This is a genomic window from Candidatus Sericytochromatia bacterium, assembly GCA_035285325.1.
In the GTDB taxonomy this organism is placed as follows: Bacteria; Cyanobacteriota; Sericytochromatia; order S15B-MN24; family JAQBPE01; genus JAYKJB01.
In genome coordinates this window covers 1-17,336 of the sequence record JAYKJB010000002.1, presented here as the reverse complement: position 1 = coordinate 17,336, position 17,336 = coordinate 1, and the positions used below count along the sequence as shown (strand labels likewise).

Here is a 17,336-nt window from a genome sequence, read left to right as displayed (position 1 = left end):
TCGCCAGGCAGCACTTCCACCGCAGGAATCCGGTAGAGCAGTTCGTCGCCGAAACGCAGGCTGCTTTCGCCGGCGGCCAGTTGCGCGCGATAGTGGGGCAAGGCGAACTCCACCCAGTGGGCCTGCGGATCCAGGGGAACCATCTGCAGGCAGACATCGGCCATGGTGATCTTGCCGACCAGCAGGTCGTGGCCCATCATCGCGATGTAAGAGTCGGCCTCGGGGGCGGCGAGGGTCGGCGCCCGTCGGGCCGAGCCGTCGTCGTAGCACATCACCAGATGCTCGCCTTGCACCATCGTTTCGACCAGGTGGCCGGTCGTCTCGGGCGACGGCATCATCCCCACGGGGTTCAGCAGAAAAGCCCCTCCCTCGAAGCGCAGCTTCCCGCCCTCCGGCACGAAACGCCCCAGTTCGACCCCGAGCAGGCTCATCAGTCGGTCAATCGGCAACCCTTGTGCGCGCACTTCGCGGGGCAACAGGGCAATCTGGCCGTCCGGCGTGGCCTTGGGCGTCAGGCGCATGAGCAGAGGGATTCTCAGGAATCCTCCCGCGCGAAAGGTGGCTTCCAACTGGACCAGACCGTCCGGCAAACTGACCCGGAGGTCTTCGAGGGGGGCCGCATGCGGGGGGTAGGCGTGGCGCTGCATCGTGGTGGAGATGCTGGGAGCGTCCATGGCCATGCGGCCATGATGAATCAGGAAGCGATAGCCTTCGGTCTGTTCCGGAATGAGCGGGGCCAGCGGGTCTCGCACGGCCAGCGTGGCCTCGACATCGTCCAGCAAAATGGCGATGTCGTCCTCCATGAGCAGACGCGCGTTACGAGCCCACAGCCGAGAGTGCCCTGGAGGAATGCGATGCAAGGCCCCCTGAACCGTTTCGCGGGGCACTTTTCCCCCGCGCAGGACATCGCCAAAGGCGCGGACGAATGCCCCCAGAATCTTGGCCTGGTCGGCCACGCGGACCTGATGCCTCGGCCGGGGGGCCTGCGTCATGCCCGACTGCCGGACCGTGCCAGGTTGGGCCAGTGGTCTCCGTGGATGGATTTGACTTCCGCGATGCGCGCCTTCAGCAGGTGCGCAGACTTCCCCTGCACGCGGGGAGCTTCCAGCAGAGCGGGGTCAACGGCGGGGGCCTGCAGGGCCTTGCAGATGGTTTCGACCGAGCGCGCCGCCACCTTGGGGTTGTAGCCACCTTCCAGCACGAAGACCAGCCGATGTTCGCATTGCTCGGCGGCCAGGGCTCGCATCAAGCCGGTCAGGCGGGCAAATCCGTTCTCGGTCATGCGCATGCGGGCCACGAAGTCGCTCTGGTGGGCGTCTTGCCCCGCAGACACGATGATCAGCTGGGGTTTGAAGTCACGGGCGATGGGCACCAGCAGCTCGTTGTAGACTTTCATGAAACCATCGTCACCCGTGTAAGGCGGCAACGGCACGTTCACATTGAAGCCTCTGCCACGCCCGGCGCCGGTTTCCGTCAGCTTGCCGGTGCGGCGGGGATAAATGTTTTCCTGGTGGGTGCTGAAGTACAGCACGGAGGGGTCGTTGTAGAAAATCTCCTGCGTGCCGTTGCCATGATGCACGTCCCAATCCACGATCAACACGCGGTCGATGTCGTACTCCGCCTGCGCGTGGCGAGCCGCCACCGCCGCGTTGTTGAAGATGCAGAAGCCCATGTTGCGTGCTCGTCGGGCGTGGTGGCCGGGCGGACGGATCAGGGCAAAGGCGGCTTGGGCCCGCCCGGACATGACCTCATCGACCGCTTTGACGGCACCGCCGGCACCGAGGGCGGCTGCTTTGTAGGGCAGCATCTTGCTGAGGCGCGGGGCGTCCGCTGGGGCCTTCACGTAGCGGACCACTTCCTCGAACCGGGGCAGCGCGCTCGGGCTGGGGATGGGAGCGCTCGGGCTGGTCGGCAGTTCGGGCGTCAGGCCCGGCCGATTGACCAGGCGACGTTCCACTTTGCGGATCAGGGCGAACTCGTCTTGGGGCAGGAAGGTGGCCTTGCTAATGTATTGCAAGTAACGAGGCGAGTGGGCACGAGCCAGTTGCTTGAGCGTCGCCTCCGGCACCGGATGGGTGTCGACCTGAAGGCCCAGTTCAGTCAGACGTTCGACGATCGCCTGCAAGCGCGTCGGACTCTCCCAGAAGGTCCCGACTCGCGGCCCTTCGTAGAGCTGGTAGTCGCGATCGTATACCAGGCTCAGCGGCCGTGCCGGGACGGGGGTGGGCTCCGGCGGAAGCGTCGGTTCTGGCTTGCGAAGAAGGGTCGCGGCTTCGAGGTCGGCCGGCCTGGCCAGGATGTTGCCAGCGGCGGTGGCAAGACCCACGCTGCCGAGCCAGAGGATGAAGTGGCGTCGATTCACGGCTACGAATCCAGGGGAAGAGTTTGAGGTGTATGCTCGCCCGGTTATTGTACTATCGAACGCCTGTTTCGCGCGATCCCCCTGACGCTCCGGACTCGTGCCGAGGCGTCCTCGCACGAGTCTGCTACGGTCGCTTGCTGGCTTCGGTGCAGCGAGAGCGCGTCGGCTCAGGGAGCTCCGGCGGCCGCTTTCAGTCCGTTGAACGCCTGCATGGCGGCTTCGGTGCCCTGTTCCAGTACCGCGCGGGTCGCTGATACCGCCAGCTCGATGCTTCCGGGAAGAAGAGGGCGCTCCGTGGGATTCCAGCGGGCCAGAACGAATTGCTCGCTCTTGATACCGGGGGGCTGGGGGCCGATGCCCACCCGAACGCGCGGAAAAACCTGCGTTTGAAGATGAGCAATCATGGACTTCACCCCGTTGTGGCCTCCGGCGGAACCATCGGGACGAATGCGTACGGTTCCGAGGGGAATGGCGAGGTCGTCATAGATGACCAGCACCGACTGGGGCGATAGCTTGTGGAAGCGCATCAAAGCCCCCACACTTTCCCCACTCAGGTTCATGAAGGTCTGCGGCTTGACCAGCAGCAAGCGCTGGCCCGCGTGTCTTGCCTCCGCGATCTCGGCGCGATGGCGCTTGTCGCTGACGAAGGCGGAGGCTCCCAGGGCGGTTCCAAGGGCATCCAACACCAGCCAACCGATGTTGTGGCGCGTGTCGGCGTAGCCGGGGCCTGGATTGCCGAGGCCGATGATCAGCTGCATGCCGTCACTCGAACAGGGTCGAAACCGAGGTGTCTTCGTGAATGCGTACCATCGCCTCGCCCAGCAAGGAGGCCACGCTCAGCGACTGGATGTTCGGCAGGCGCTTTTCGGAGGGCAAAGGAATGGTGTTGGTGATGATCAGTTCGACCAGGTTGGAGTTGCGGACCCGCTCCACCGCCGGCCCGGAGAGAATTCCGTGGGTACAGGCGGCATAGACCGCGCTGGCTCCTTCCCGGGCCAGCAGCGCAGCGCCGGCCACGAGGGTGCCGGCCGTGTCGACCATATCGTCCACCATGATGGCCGTGCGGCCTTTCACATCGCCAATCACGTGCATGACCTCGGCCTGATTGTGGGCCGTGCGGCGCTTGTCGATGATCGCAATCGGGCAGTCCAGTTTCTTGGCAAAGGCTCGCGCACGGGCCACGCCGCCCACGTCGGGCGAGACGACCACTGCGTCTTGCAGGTTCTTGTCCTTCAGGTAGTCAATCAACACCGGCGTGGCGAACAGGTGGTCCACCAGGATGTCAAAGAATCCTTGAATTTGAGGCGTGTGAAGGTCCATGGCCAGCACGCGGTCGGCCCCGGCCGTCGTCAGCAAGTCGGCCACCAGCTTGGCGCTGATGGCCTCGCGCCCGTGCGCCTTGCGGTCCTGGCGGGCATACGCGTAGTAAGGCACCACGGCGGTCACCTGCCGAGCGGAAGCCCGCTTGAAGGCATCCAGCATGATCAGAAGTTCCATCAGGTGATAATTCACCGGATGGCAGATGGGCTGCACGATGAACACGTCATCGCCGCGGACGCTTTCCTGAATCTGGACGTAGATCTCCCCGTCCGAGAAGTTGGCAATCTTCATGCCGCCCAGTTCGACGCCCAGGTAATCGGCAATCTCATCCGCCAGAGCCGGGTTGGCAGACCCGCTGAAGAGCTTGATGTCGCGCCGGATGACCAGGTTGTCGGGCAGTTCGACTTGGGGCGCAAGCTGCATCGCGTCACTCCTTGGCTCGTGCATCGACATCTTACCCGGTTCGCCTCACGGGTGTGCGGCGGTGGTTTCGCGTCGCAGCTTGACCCAACCTTCTTTGTTGACCTGCCGCGCGCGGCCCAGGGCGAGCGCACCCGCCGGCACGTTGTGCGTGATGGTGGAGCCAGCCGCGACGAAGCCCGCCTCGCCCACCGTGACCGGGGCGATCAGGTTGGTGTTGCTGCCCACAAAGGCGTCATCCTCGATGATGGTCTGGGACTTTTTGGTGCCGTCGTAATTGACCGTGATCACGCCACAGCCGATGTTGACGTTGCGCCCGACCTGGGCATCGCCCAGATAAGCCAGATGGGCGGCCTTGGCCCCATCTCCCAGGCGCGATTTCTTGACCTCGACGAAGTTGCCCAGACGCACCTTGCGACCGAGCTCCGCCCCGGCGCGAAGGTGGGCATAGGGGCCCACGTGGGTCCCGTCTCCGATCGCCGCATCGGACAGATAAGAGTGCAAAATCTCCACGTCGTCGCCGCAACGAACGTCTCGCAACTGGCTGTAGGCCCCGATCAGACAACGCTCGCCCACGCGGGTGCGACCGAGCAGGATCGCCCCAGGTTCCACGACGCTGTCCCGGCCAAGCTCCACCAGGGGACCGATGATGGTGGTGGCGGGGTTGACGACGGTGACGCCTTCCGCCATCCAGCGTTCCGCCGTGCGAGCCTGGTAGACGGCTTGCAGGCGAGCGAGCTGGGCGCGTGTGTTGACACCTTCCCCTTCGAGGGGGTCTTCGGTGCAGAGACACGCGATGCGCTCGCCCGCGCGTGCCAGATGGGCGATCGCGTCCGTCAGATAGTACTCGCCCTGGGCGTTGTTGGGCGTCAGGGTGGCCAGGGCCTCCCGCAGGTGGGGCCAGGAGGCGATGTAGGTGCCGAGGTTCACCTCGTCGATGGCCCGCTGGGCCTCCGTGGCATCCTTGTGCTCGATGATGCCGGTCACCTGCCCCGCCTCATCCCGCACCACGCGACCGTAGCCCGTGGGGTCCTGCAGTCGGGCCGAAAGCAGGCTGACGGTGGCCCCTTCTGCTTCGTGGCGGGCGCGCAGCCGGGCCAGGGTGTCCGCACTGAGCAGGGGGACATCGCCGGACAGGATCAGCACGTCACCCTCGAACGGGCCCAGGTGCGGCGTGACCTGATCGACGGCATGACCGGTGCCCAGCTGCTCGAACTGGTCCACGGCCGATACGCCAGTCGGAAGGAAGGCGCGGACCTGGTCTGCCCCGTGCCCGACAATCACGTGGACGGCGGCCAGGCCCAGACCGCTGATGGTGTGAAGCACGTGGCCCAGCAGCGGTTCGCCGGCGATCTCGTGCAGCACCTTGGGACGGTCGGACTTCATCCGCGTCCCTTTCCCGGCGGCCATCACAATTGCAATCAGGGCCCGGCTCATGGCGTCACACTCACCCCTCGGTCGTTGGGAACTGGCTCTTCGGCGCGCACGCACGCCTGCAGCTGGTCTTCAGGCTCCCAAGTATACCACTCATCGGGCCGCTCAGCCGTGTCGTTTCTTACCGTTCAGGGCGTGGGTGCCATCAAGTGAGCGTGCAGAATCCGGGCGCCGATGGCCATCAAGGCCAACCCGCCCAGGATATCGGCGTGCCGTCCCAGATGGCCACCGAAGCGATGGCCGAGGTGCAGTCCCACCACGGAAAACCCGGCGGCCGTCAGGCCGATCAGGGTGCTTGGCAAGAGGATCGTGACCTGGAGCAGGCCCAAGCTGACCCCCACGGCCAGGGCATCCAGGCTGGTGACAATCGCGAGCAACAGCAGGCGGATGCTCTTGGTGGGGTCTTCATTCGGCGTTGCGGCTGGATCTTCCTGCGATTCCTGCCTGGCGTCGTGGATCATCTTGGCGCCGAGTCCGACCAGCAGGACAAAGGCGATCCAGTGATCCCAGGCGGTCAGACCCGGATGACGGGCGATCGTCGCGGCGGCCAGGTAACCCACCACGGGCATCAGGAACTGGAAGCCACCAAAGGCCAGCGCGAGGCGAAGGGCCTGGTTGGTGCGGATGCGGGGCAGGGCGAAGCCCATGGCCATGGAGACGGCAAAGGCATCCATCGCCAGACCCACGGCGATACCGAGCAGAGAGAGCAGGTCGAGCATGCGGCGGCTCGGTCAATCAAAAGGACCCGTGCGTCCTGGAAAAGGAACGTCAGGGTCCTGGCGCTGGGATCTGAGAAAAAGCTGGGGCGCTAGGATTCGAACCTAGGTATGCCTGGACCAAAACCAGGTGCCTTACCACTTGGCTACGCCCCAGTGTGATGCTGATGATAGGCGATGATACGGCCGGGCGTCAACGGGGCCTGCTCGTCTCTTTCAGGTCGCGCAGGGGGCCTAGAACAGCCCCGTCACTTGCTGCGCATCGTTCAGGGACATTCTGGTGGCGGCCGGTTCGGCTGGCAGGCCCGGCATGGTCATGACGTCGCCCGTCAGCGCCACCAGGAACCCGGCCCCGCCGGCCATCTTGATCTCTCGCACCTGCAAGTCCCAATCACTGGGAGCCCCCAGGCGGGAGGGGTCGTGTGTGAAGGAATACGGCGTTTTGGCGATGCAAACGGGCCATCCGTCGAAGCCGGCGGCGGACACCTGCGCGAGTTGCTTGAGGGCTTGCGGACTGAACTGCACGTCCGAGGCGCCGTACACCCGCTGCGCCACCTGTCGGATCTTGTCGGCGGGCGAGGCCGCCAGGTCATACACGTAGCGGCAGCCCTGACCGCGCTTGGCCAGCCGCTGAACCGCCTGCGCCAGAGCCTCTCCGCCGGCGCCGCCGTGCGCGTGCACCTCGGTCTGCACACATTCGACGCCCATGTCGCTCACGAAGGCCGTCAACCACTCGCGCTCCGCCGCGGTGTCGCTGGCGAAGTGGTTGAGGGCCACCACGCAGGGCAGTCCGTACACCTCGGTGACGTTCCGGATGTGGCGGGCCAGGTTGGCACTGCCGCGCTGCAACGCCGGCAGGTCTTCATCGCGCAGGCTCGTCTTGGCCGCGCCGCCGTGCATTTTCAGCGAGCGAACCGTCGCCACCAGCACGACGACCGCCGGGCTCAGGCCCGCGCTGCGGCACTTGATGTCGATGAACTTCTCGGCGCCCAGGTCGGCGCCGAAACCAGCCTCCGTGACCACCCAATCGCCCAGCTTGAGCGCCATTCGCGTCGCCACCACCGTGTTGCAGCCGTGGGCGATGTTGGCGAACGGCCCCCCGTGGACCACCGCCGGCGTGTGCTCGAGCGTCTGGACCAGGTTGGGCTTCAGTGCCTCTTTGAGCAGGATGGCCATGGCCCCTTCTGCCCGCAGGGCCCGGGCCTCCACGGGCTTGCCGTCCAGGTCGAAGCCGACGATGATCTGGCCCAGACGCCGCTTGAGGTCATCCAGGTCTTGCGCCAGGCACAGCACGGCCATCACCTCGGAGGCCGGCGTGATCATGAAGGATTCCTCGCGGGGCACCCCGCCTTGCGTCCCTCCAAGACCTAGCACGCAATGACGCAGGGCCCGGTCGTTCACGTCGAGCACCCGCTGAAAGGTGATGCGCCGCGGGTCGAGACGCAAGGCGTTGCCCTGGTGCAGGTGGTTGTCGATCATGGCGGCCAGCAGGTTGTTGGCCGAGGTGACGGCGTGGAAGTCGCCGGTGAAATGCAAATTGATCTCCGCCATGGGCAGGACCTGAGCATAGCCGCCACCGGTGGCGCCGCCTTTGACGCCGAAGACGGGGCCCAGCGAGGGTTCGCGCACCGCCACCACGGCTTTTTTCCCCAGACGACAGAGGGCCTGGCCGAGCCCGATCGTCACCGTCGTCTTGCCTTCTCCGGCCGGCGTGGGCGAGATGGCGGTGACCAGGATCAGCTGACCGTCCGGGCGATCCCGCCATTCATCCAGGAGGCCGAGGTCGAGCTTGGCCTTGTGATGCCCGTAGGGTTCCAGGGCCCGGGGCGGGATACCGAGACGCTCGGCGATCGTCGAGATGGGCTCCAGCACGGTGCCCTCCGCGATGCTGAGGTCATCGGGCAGAGGAAGGGTGGTCGGCGTCACGGGCAGGGGCCTCCAAACGGAAGGGAACCCCTTAATTTTAAATCCATGTGAAAGGTTTGTGCGTCTTTCGTTACCCAGGATATCGCGACGGCCGACGGGCCTGATATCAAGGCCATACTTCGCAAACATCGCAGCTTCATCGGAGGAACGCACCCATGGACTTCAGGCTCCCCACTGCCGCCTTTGCACCCCCAGGTTTCGCCACGCTGGGAGGACTCAACGTCGCCCCGGAACCCACCGCCGAGGCCGCTCCCGCGGCCCCTCCCGCCGCCGCCCCGGCCCTGGCGCCCGAACAGCCCGCCCCCGCAGCGGTGGACATCGACAACGTGAACCTGGATGCCGACGAGTTGCGCGCCCTCGACAACATGATGCAGACCTACCTGGCCGACGGCACCATGAGCGCCGACGAGCAGACGGTGTACCAGCAGGTCCGCGGCCAGTTCGCCAAGAGCGGCGCTGCGACGGCTGGGGAGGAGCCCACGGCCGGGGCCGGGCCCACGCCGGAGGAAGGCTTGCCTGAGCAAACGATTGACTCGCCCACTTCGGAGGAAACCGCGGAGTCTGGTGCCCCCTCAGACGATCCCCTGGGGGGAGCTGGCCCCACGGAGTCTGGTGCCTCGCTATCCGATCTCGGTGGCAGCATCGAGGATGACAAGAAGATCGAAGACACGCCTCCTCCCCCGCCGCCGCCGCCTGGTCCCGACCCGGCAGCCTTGATGATGATGATGCAGATGATGACGGGAGACCCTGTCGCGCTCGATCTCAATCACGATGGCAAGATCGGTACCACCGGCAACTCCACGGCGCGCGACCGTAAGGACGCCCACATGGGCAAGACGGTGGACTTCGACCTCAACGCCGACGGCGTCAAGGAAAAGGTCGAATGGATGGACGGCCAGGGCGACGGCTGGCTCGTGGACGACCGTGACGGCGGTGTCTCCAAGGCCGCGGCGGGCTCGGGCGAGATCGACGGCTCCCGCCTTTTCGGCGATGAAGGCGGGAAGTACGCCCACGGTTACGTCAAGCTGGCCCGTCACGACGCCAACCAGGACGGCAAGCTGACCGGCAAGGAACTGGAAGGCCTGAAGACCTGGGTTGACGATGGCGACGCCAAGGTCGAGGCCGGCGAGCTGAAGAGCCTGGCCGAGCAGGGCATCACGGAACTCTCCACCCAGATGAACCTGCAGAAGAATGCGCGGGGCGAAGATCTGATGCGCTCCAGTTTCGTGCAGAACGGCAAGACCCGCATGAGCGAGGACGTCTGGCTGCGCACGGCCTGATTCACAGCTCTGCTCGCAGACGTTGAAGACAGCGGTTCCCAGCGCCGGGTGCGCGGGGAACCGCTGCTTCGCATGGCGCTGCAGGGCGAGGGGAAAGCGGCCAGGCCAGATGCTCGGAAGGATGCCCCCCGGCTCACCTTGAGCAAGCCAGCTGGATTCGGTAGATGTATTCTCGATTAAGGAAAGGTTAAAATCGGCAGTGTATCCGGGAGCCCCGTGTGACACTGAAGACGTGCCGCTGCGTTCGTCCCATCTGCTCGCTTCTTTGGCCGGAGTCGTGACCCTGGCCGGGTGCGCGACCTTCACCGCTCCGGTTCCAGGCCAAACGCCCGGTGCCGGTATGCGCGCGCAATCGGGCGAGTCCGAATACTGCATCGCGTTTCGGGATCCCCTGGCCCGCCAAGCGGCGCTGACTCGTCATGGGCTGCGCCCCCTGCGTGCCGTTCCCGCGCTGGAACTGGTCGTCGTGCGATTGCCCAACCTTCAGGCTGCCCGCGGGGCGCTCACGCGGGACGCGGCGGTGCGCTGGCTGGAACCGGTCGGCCAGGTCACGCTGGAGGAATCGGCCCCCGTCCCTGCGCCACCGGCCTTGGTGGGGCCATCTGCTGGGGACGACCAGCGCCCGGCCCAATGGGCGCTCGACAAGCTCGCGGTGGAAACGGCCTGGCAGCGCACCAGCGGGCGCAAGGAAACCCTGGTGGCCGTGGTCGACACGGGCATCGACGATCGCCATCCCGACCTCACCGGCCGCGTCCGCAAGGGCCGGGACTTCGTCAACGGGGACGACGACGCCTTCGACGATAACTTTCACGGCACGCACTGCGCGGGCATTCTGGCCGCCAACCGCGGCAATGGCGGCGTCGTGGGCGTGGCCCCGGAGGTCACGCTGTTGCCCGTGAAGGTCCTCTCCGCCCAGGGGTCGGGCACCTACGACCAGGTGGCGGCCGGCCTCGTCTATGCGGCGGACCAGGGGGCGTCGATCATCTCGGTCAGCCTGGGCACCTACACGCCCAGCCAGGTGTTGCTCGAAGCGGTGCGCCACGCGCAGCGGAAGGGCGCCTTGGTGGTCGCCGGGATGGGCAATCAAGGCAGCGACAAGCCATTTTATCCCGCCGCCTGGCCCGACGTGCTGGCGGTCGGTGCCACCACCGTCAAGGACGAGCGCGCCCGCTACTCGAACACGGGCAGTCACCTGGCCCTGGTGGCGCCCGGCAGCGACATTCTCTCGACCATCCCCGATCGTCAGTACGCGCGAGTGTCAGGCACGTCCATGGCCACGCCTCACGTGGCGGGCGTGGCGGCCCTGTTGAAGTCGGCCGAACCGCGCTGGACCGCGGCGAACCTGCGGCAGCGTCTGCTTGATTCGGCCGTCGACCTCGGTGCTCCCGGGATGGACCCGGAAACCGGACGCGGGCGCTTGAGCGCCGCTCGGGCCCTGCTTCCCTCGTCGCGCTGAGGTCGTTCAGCGCTGGCCTGGAGGCCTTGCGCCCCTTGATTCCGGGGTGAGGGCGTCGCCGCTAGTCGTCATCCTCTGCGCCTTTTTTCCCGCGCCAGCGCCAGCCTGGAAACCAGCCACGCAGATAGCCGACACCAATCACCAGCGCCAGGCCCACCTGGGCCCACAGCGGCAGGGTCACCAGCGTGATGATGAGCTTCAGGCCGAAGGGCACCACCACCCACAGCGAGACGAAGGCGAAGTAGCCGACCACGCACCACAGCAGCAAGCGCTGCGCATCAAGCCAACTTTGCCGCTTTTCGTTCGCTTGCGGGAAGGTCTCGGCGTAGTGGCGCTCGAAGCGACGCACGGCATAGAGGCTGACCAGCAAGCCCACCACACAGCCGGCGGCCACCCAGTAGCTGGGCTCCGGGGTTTTCATCGCCGCGAAACGCTCGGCAGGTTCCAGTTCCTGCATGGGGCGACCCTCCTTGGCCGGGCCAGCGGTCGCGGCGTTGCGATGGGACCGGCCCTTCCGTCTCTAGTCAGGCGCGATGTCGGTCTCGCGGTGACGTGAAAACGTGCTGGTGTGTTTATCGGCAACGGCGTGGCGCCACTTCAGTCGGAACCAGCCTTCGCTGGCTGCCCCGCGCTGCGCCGGGGATGATAAAATCAAGGGCCTGACGCTCAGGCGCGTCCGTCCTGCCCCCGTACCCACGCGGCTTGACCATCGTCGCCTGTCGGCTCCGTCTCCCTCGAACGAAGGAAATCCCCCGCTCATGCGCATGTCCAAGCTGCTGGCCCCCACGCTCCGCGAGGTGCCGGCCGATGCCGAAATCATCTCCCACCAGTTGCTCGCCCGGGCCGGTTTCATCCGCCGTCTGAGCCCGGGAGTTTACAACCTCCTGCCGCTCATGAACCGGGTCGTGCAGAAGGTCTCGCGCATCGTGCGCGAGGAGATGGACGCCGCGGGTGCCCAGGAACTGTTGATGCCGGTCATGATCCCGGCCGAGCTCTGGATGGAGACTGGTCGCTGGCAGAAGTACGGCAAGGAGCTGGTGCGGTTCAAGAATCGCCACGATCGCGACGAGGTGCTCGGTCCGACGCACGAGGAAGTCATCACCGACATCGTGCGCGGCACGGTGCGCTCTTACCGCCAGATTCCGATCAACCTGTACCAGATCCAGACCAAGGTGCGCGACGAGATCCGGCCGCGCTTTGGTCTTCTGCGGGGGCGTGAGTTCATCATGAAAGACGCCTACTCCTTCCACGAGACGACGGACTGCCTCGAACGCGAATACACCAACATGGCGGAGGCCTACACCCGCATCTTCGCTCGTTGCGGCCTCGACACCCGGCCGGTGGAATCCGACGTGGGGGCGATCGGCGGGTCGGCGGCGCACGAGTTCATGGTGGTGGTCGAGACCGATGCGGGCGAGAACGCCCTGCTGTACTGCGACAGCTGCGACTACGCGGCCAACGTCGAGCGCGCCGAGTCGCGCCTGTCGGCCTTCACCGGCGGGGCGCCGACTGACCGTCAGGTGGTGGCGACGCCCGCGACGCGTACGATCGAGCAGCTTTGTGCCCATCTCGGCTGCGAACCGCGGCGGATCGCGAAGACCCTGGTCTATATGGCCGATGAGAGCCTGGTGGCGGTGGTGATTCGCGGCGACCTGTCGGTCAACGAGGTCAAGCTGGGCAACGTGTTGAATGCCAATCAGCTGCGTCTGGCCACGGAAGATGAGGTGCGCAACCTGGCCGGCGTGGTCCCGGGCTTCGTGGGGCCGGTCGGCCTGAAGGTCGCCCGCGTGCTGGTCGACCGTTCGCTGGAGGGCCAGACCAACCTCGTGATGGCCCTGAACCAGCCGGATGTTCACGCCACCGGGGTGAACGCCCCCCGGGACTGGCAGCCCGAAGACTGGGTCGATGTTCGCACGGCCGCCGTCGGGGAGGCCTGCGCACGCTGCGCGGGCGGGCATCTCAAGGCGGCGCGCGGCATCGAGGTGGGCAACATCTTCAAGCTGGGCACCAAGTACAGCGACAGCATGCAAGCCACCTACACCACGCCGGAGGGTGAGGAGAAAACCTTCGTGATGGGCTGCTACGGCATCGGTATCACGCGCACCGCGCAGGCGGCGGTGGAGGCCCATCACGACGAGAACGGCATCAAGTGGCCCGTGCCGATCGCGCCCTACCACCTGGTGATCGTGCCCGTGAACCACAAGGACGAGGTCCAATCGGCCGCTGCCCAGCAGCTCTACGACGCTGCCCTCGCGGCGGGCCTCGAGGTCATTCTGGATGACCGGGAGGAGCGCGCCGGCGTGAAGTTCAAGGACGCCGAGCTGATCGGCATCCCCTTCCGCCTGACGTGCGGCAAGGGCCTGGCCGAGGGCCAGGTGGAGCTGGCCGTGCGCGCCAGCGGGGAGAAGCGGGACGTGCCGCTGGCCGAGGCGATCGCCACGATCCAGCAGCTCGTGCGCGAGGGAACCCGCACGCAACGGCCCGCGCAGCCCGTGGGAGTCTGAGTGGGGCTCGCGCGTCGCCGAAATACCGCCGTGCGGCTTGCCGGTTGGCCTGGCCGGCTCGGGGGCCTTGCGCGTGTCCGCGAGCTCGCCTGAGCCACTCCAGCCGGCGGGGGACGCGGGCCTCAGTCCCGGCTACCTGGCCGGAATGCTGGAACGGGCCTGGGTTACGCCGCTGCGCTGGGTCTCCGCCCCGCCGTCGCTGGCCCGGCTGAGGGCGCTGGATCATCCTCTTGCCGCCGGGCTGCCGGGGGCCGACCTGCCGGTCCAGCTGGGCGAGGAGCCGGCTGCCGCGGCGATCGCCTGGGTGGGCCACTGGACCCGGGCGATCCTGCAGGTGGCCGGGCTGCCCGTGTTCGGCCGCGCTCAGCTGCTCGCGCCGCCGCCGGCGGCTAGCGAACCCTGGTGGCTGTTGCTGCCCGCCTACGAACGCACGGCCGAGGCCACCGCCGTGGCCCTGGCCTGGGTCGCTCACTTGCTGAGCCAGGTCGACGCGGCTGGGACGCAAGCGGCCACCCTGTCGGAGCTGCCCGCGTTGCTGGCGCGCCTGCGCGCCATGGCGCCCCATGGGGCCAACATGGTGCCGTTTCTGGCCGCCGCCCACGCGGCCGGCATCCCGGTCTACCACGTGGCGGGGGGCGTGTTTCAGTTCGGTCAGGGCGCCCGGGCGCGGCTGCTCAAGAGCAGCTTCACCGACCAGACCCCCGTGATCGCGGCCGAGTGGGCCCGCGACAAGGTCCAGGCGGCGCAGGCGTTGCGCCGGGCGGGGCTGCCCGCCCCCGCGCACCAGCTGGTCGCGAACCCGGAAGCGGCGGTGGCGGCAGCGGCGGCGCTCGGCTATCCGGTGGTGCTCAAGCCGGCCGATCGCGACGGCGGGGTCGGAGTGGCGGCGGGCCTGATGACCCCGGCGGCCGTCCGCGCGGCCTTCGAGGCGGCTGCTCACCACTCGGCGCGCGTGCTGGTCGAGCAGCACGCGGCAGGCCGCGACTATCGCCTGACGGTCTTTCAAGGTGAGTTGCTCTGGGCGATCGAGCGGCAGGCCGGGGGCGTCACGGGGGATGGCCGCCAGCGTGTGCAGGAACTGGTCGAGGCGCTCAACCGGGATCCGCGTCGCGGGGATGGGCCGCACCGACCGATGGCCTGGCTGCAGCTGGATGCCGAGGCGCTGGAACTGCTGGATGAGGCGGGGTTGACGCCCGCCAGCGTGCCGCCGGCCGGGGGCTTCGTGCGCCTGCGTCGTGCGGCGAACATCACCCGCGGCGGGATGCCCCTGCCCGTGATGGACCGGGTACACCCGGACAACCGCCGGCTGGCCATCCGGGCCGCAGCGGCGCTGCGGCTGGATCTGGCCGGGGTGGACCTGTTGATTCCGGATATCGCGCGCTCGTGGCTGGAGGTCGGCGCGGCCATCTGCGAGGTCAACGGACAACCGGAACTCGGCACGGCCACCAACGACCGCCTTCACGCCTCGGTGCTGAGGGCGCTGGTGCCCGGTAACGGCCGGATTCCGGTGGTCGTGGTGGTGGGGCAGGGGGTGAGCGACACTCACGTGCCGACGATCGCCGCCGCTCTCACGGCCGCGGGCCACACCGTCGGTCGCGTGCAGGCCGGCGGCGTCTACATCGGTGACGCCTTGGTCGCTCCCCCGTCCCCCGCGTCACCGATGCGCGGGTGCGAGGGCGCGACCGTGCTGCTGGCGGCTCCGGAGGTCACGGCCATGGTGCTGGCCGTGGAGGACGCGAGCGTGCTGGAGACCGGCCTGCCGCTGGCGCGCTTCGACGTGCTGGTGGTGGCCGGGCCGCTGGCTTCGGACGCGGCCTCCCGCCAGGTGTTGGCTGTCCTCCTGGGGGCCTGCGATGGCACGGCCATTCCTCTGGCGGAAGCCGGAATTCCCTTGCTGGCCCCCTCAGGGCCAGCGCTGACCTGCTGGATCACGGGCCCCGTGACCGCCGACGGCGTGGTGGCCTGGGTGCAGGCGGCCGTGCAGGAGGCGATCGCCCATCACGCGCTACCCCCAGCAGGTGGGACCTCCCACGAGGCGTCTTGACGCCTTGCCCAACTTCCCCGATCCTGTCGAAGTTTACTGCCTGAATGGGCTGCGTCGAAAGGGTGAGAATCTTGTCACTGCGCCAACATGCCCTCGGCGTCACCGCCCTCGGACAGCTCCTGGCCAGCTGTGCGCTGCCGGCCGTGACGTCGCCAACGACGCCCGCCCTGCCGGCCGCCGCCTCAGCGGCGCCGCCCGCCGCGGCTGACCCGTCGCGAGCCCCGGCCGAACCGCTGCCTGGGGCCGCTGCCACAAGCCTGCCCGCCGCATCGTCCACGGCCTTGCCATTGGCGCAGCGGCTGCGTCTGACCGGGCAGGTGCGCATCGGCAAGACTGCCGTGGCGCGGGCGCGCCTGACCCTGTTCGACCTGGCCACGGGCGCGGCGCTGGTCGCCAAACCGTGGAACGAGGCGCCCAGCTTGCGCTTGCAGGCCGGCCAGGCACTGTTCAGCGACGACGCGGGCGCGTTTGATCTAGAGCTGCCACCACTGGCCCCGGACCAGGTGATCAAGCTGGTGGCCTCCCTCGATGGCCGCACCTTCGTGACCCTGCTGGCGCCCGTGACGGCGGCGCCTGCGGGACCGACCCGGTCCGCGCTGCCCTATGCCCTGACCCAGGATCCGGCGGGGAACCTGGGGGCGCAGGTGACCCTGTCGCCGGAAGACACCGCCGTGGCCAAGACGTTCGAGGGCGTTTTCAAGCTGATCCTGCTGCAAGCGCCGGCGGACCGTTCAGCGGCTCTGGGCCGCGCGCTCTCGGCCGCCCGACAGGCCGTGGCCGAACTGCAAGGCAGCTTGAGCGGGCGGTCCGAACTGGCCGCGATGCTGCTCGCGAGCGTGGGCAGCGCGGGCGAGATCGTCGACCGTGACCAGTTTCGCACCGCTCTGGCCCGGGCGGGGGCGTTCGGGACTCTGAACCGCGCGGTGCAATCCCAGCTGGGGGGCTTGAGGGGGGCCGCCTCGACCCGCTGGCCAACCATGCGCCGATCACGGTCGCGGACTTCCCGCTGGACCCACCGGACATCACGGCGGACGGCCAGTTGAGCCTGGCCGGCCTGCCGTTGCCCTTCACCCTCGGCCCCGGCGGCTTTCAACCCTCGCCTTCCCGGGGCGGCGGAAGCCGCGCGCAGCCCACGCCCCCACCGCCCCCGGGACCGCAGGTGTTTCGCTTGCTGGTGGGCTTGCCTGGCGAGGCACGGGGGCTGGCGGCCTATGACGAAACGACCTACGTGGTGGCGATCGACCAGAGGATGCGTTCGTTCACCAGTCTGCTCGCTGGGGTCGACCATACCCTGGGTGCCTCGGGCGAGGACTGTTATGCGGTGGCTGCCGATCCTGCTAACGCCCGGGTATTCGTTGGGCGAACCAATTCGCTCTGGCAATGCCCGATGCCCCACGGCAGCGGGACACCTCAGCAGATCATCACGGGGCTGACCTCCTGCGGGCTGGCGATCGGACGCCAGGACCTATATGTCAGCAATCACGATTTGGCCACTAGTCAAAATTCCGTGGCGCGGATCTCGCTGGCGAGCACTGCGATTGTGGCCGACGTGCAGGTCGGTGGTGCGCCTTACAATCCGCCTGGCTCACACTTCTGCCACGGCCTTGCAATCGATGATGCGACGGCCACGCCGACCCTGTATCTGGGCACGCTGGAGGGCGAGGTCTACAGCGTGCAGGACGGTGGCGCAACCCACACCATTCTGGCCAGCGGCCTGGGGGCGGTCATGGGCATGGTCTTCTCGCCTGCGAACCGCACGCTCTACCTGACCAGCATCGCCGACGATCGGGTCTATGCCCTGAACGTGGATACCCTGGCCACCGCGACCGTCACGCTGGACCAGCCGTTCACGACCAACCACGGCCCTTGGGGCA

The 17,336-nt window shown here is 67.5% G+C and carries 14 protein-coding genes and 1 tRNA gene; 6 read left to right on the top strand and 9 right to left on the bottom strand.

Going from position 1 to position 17,336, the window contains the following annotated elements:
* The 8 genes from VKP62_00565 to VKP62_00530 form a co-directional block, all read right to left on the bottom strand.
* Positions 1-992 (bottom strand): hypothetical protein (locus VKP62_00565; protein ID MEB3195672.1); only part of this gene is annotated, 992 nt, incomplete at its 3' end.
* Positions 989-2,362, bottom strand: a complete 1,374-nt coding sequence (locus VKP62_00560; GenBank protein MEB3195671.1) for a histone deacetylase — start codon at positions 2,360-2,362, stop codon at positions 989-991. The genes VKP62_00560 and VKP62_00565, both read right to left, overlap by 4 nt.
* 167 nt (positions 2,363-2,529) lie before the next feature.
* Positions 2,530-3,120: an aminoacyl-tRNA hydrolase gene (gene pth / locus VKP62_00555; protein ID MEB3195670.1), complete on the bottom strand. Its 591-nt coding sequence runs from the start codon at positions 3,118-3,120 to the stop codon at positions 2,530-2,532.
* 4 nt (positions 3,121-3,124) lie between these two features.
* On the bottom strand, positions 3,125-4,105 hold the full coding sequence (locus tag VKP62_00550; GenBank protein MEB3195669.1) for a ribose-phosphate pyrophosphokinase: 981 nt from the start codon (positions 4,103-4,105) through the stop codon (positions 3,125-3,127).
* Positions 4,106-4,150: 45 nt separating this feature from the next.
* The gene (glmU, locus tag VKP62_00545) at positions 4,151-5,488 is read right to left on the bottom strand and encodes a bifunctional UDP-N-acetylglucosamine diphosphorylase/glucosamine-1-phosphate N-acetyltransferase GlmU (GenBank protein MEB3195668.1); all 1,338 of its coding nucleotides are present in this window, start codon (positions 5,486-5,488) and stop codon (positions 4,151-4,153) included.
* 176 nt (positions 5,489-5,664) lie between these two features.
* Entirely contained in the window at positions 5,665-6,255 is a 591-nt protein-coding gene (locus VKP62_00540) for a manganese efflux pump MntP family protein (GenBank protein MEB3195667.1), read from the bottom strand.
* Between the two features lie 81 nt (positions 6,256-6,336).
* Positions 6,337-6,408: transfer RNA gene (locus VKP62_00535), tRNA-Gln, on the bottom strand.
* A gap of 78 nt (positions 6,409-6,486) precedes the next feature.
* A complete protein-coding gene (locus VKP62_00530) occupies positions 6,487-8,178 on the bottom strand; it encodes a formate--tetrahydrofolate ligase (protein ID MEB3195666.1) in 1,692 nt (563 codons plus the stop codon).
* 155 nt (positions 8,179-8,333) lie between these two features.
* Between VKP62_00530 and VKP62_00525 the strand changes: the two genes are divergently transcribed.
* Both VKP62_00525 and VKP62_00520 read left to right on the top strand, forming a co-directional pair.
* Entirely contained in the window at positions 8,334-9,458 is a 1,125-nt protein-coding gene (locus tag VKP62_00525) for a hypothetical protein (protein MEB3195665.1), read from the top strand.
* A gap of 232 nt (positions 9,459-9,690) precedes the next feature.
* Positions 9,691-10,914 (top strand): S8 family peptidase, encoded by a 1,224-nt coding sequence (locus VKP62_00520; protein ID MEB3195664.1) that lies wholly within the window; start codon positions 9,691-9,693, stop codon positions 10,912-10,914.
* A gap of 61 nt (positions 10,915-10,975) precedes the next feature.
* Here the strand turns inward: VKP62_00520 and VKP62_00515 are convergent, their stop codons facing one another.
* Complete coding sequence (locus tag VKP62_00515; protein ID MEB3195663.1) at positions 10,976-11,371, bottom strand: hypothetical protein; 396 nt, start codon at positions 11,369-11,371, stop codon at positions 10,976-10,978.
* A gap of 301 nt (positions 11,372-11,672) precedes the next feature.
* Between VKP62_00515 and VKP62_00510 the strand changes: the two genes are divergently transcribed.
* The 4 genes from VKP62_00510 to VKP62_00495 all read left to right on the top strand — a co-directional run.
* Positions 11,673-13,418: a proline--tRNA ligase gene (locus VKP62_00510; protein MEB3195662.1), complete on the top strand. Its 1,746-nt coding sequence runs from the start codon at positions 11,673-11,675 to the stop codon at positions 13,416-13,418.
* A gap of 73 nt (positions 13,419-13,491) precedes the next feature.
* On the top strand, positions 13,492-15,462 hold the full coding sequence (locus tag VKP62_00505) for an acetate--CoA ligase family protein (protein MEB3195661.1): 1,971 nt from the start codon (positions 13,492-13,494) through the stop codon (positions 15,460-15,462).
* A gap of 71 nt (positions 15,463-15,533) precedes the next feature.
* Entirely contained in the window at positions 15,534-16,505 is a 972-nt protein-coding gene (locus VKP62_00500; GenBank protein ID MEB3195660.1) for a hypothetical protein, read from the top strand.
* Positions 16,502-17,336, top strand: an 835-nt coding sequence (locus tag VKP62_00495) for a hypothetical protein (GenBank protein ID MEB3195659.1), incomplete at its 3' end; no start/stop codon positions are given. The genes VKP62_00500 and VKP62_00495, both read left to right, overlap by 4 nt.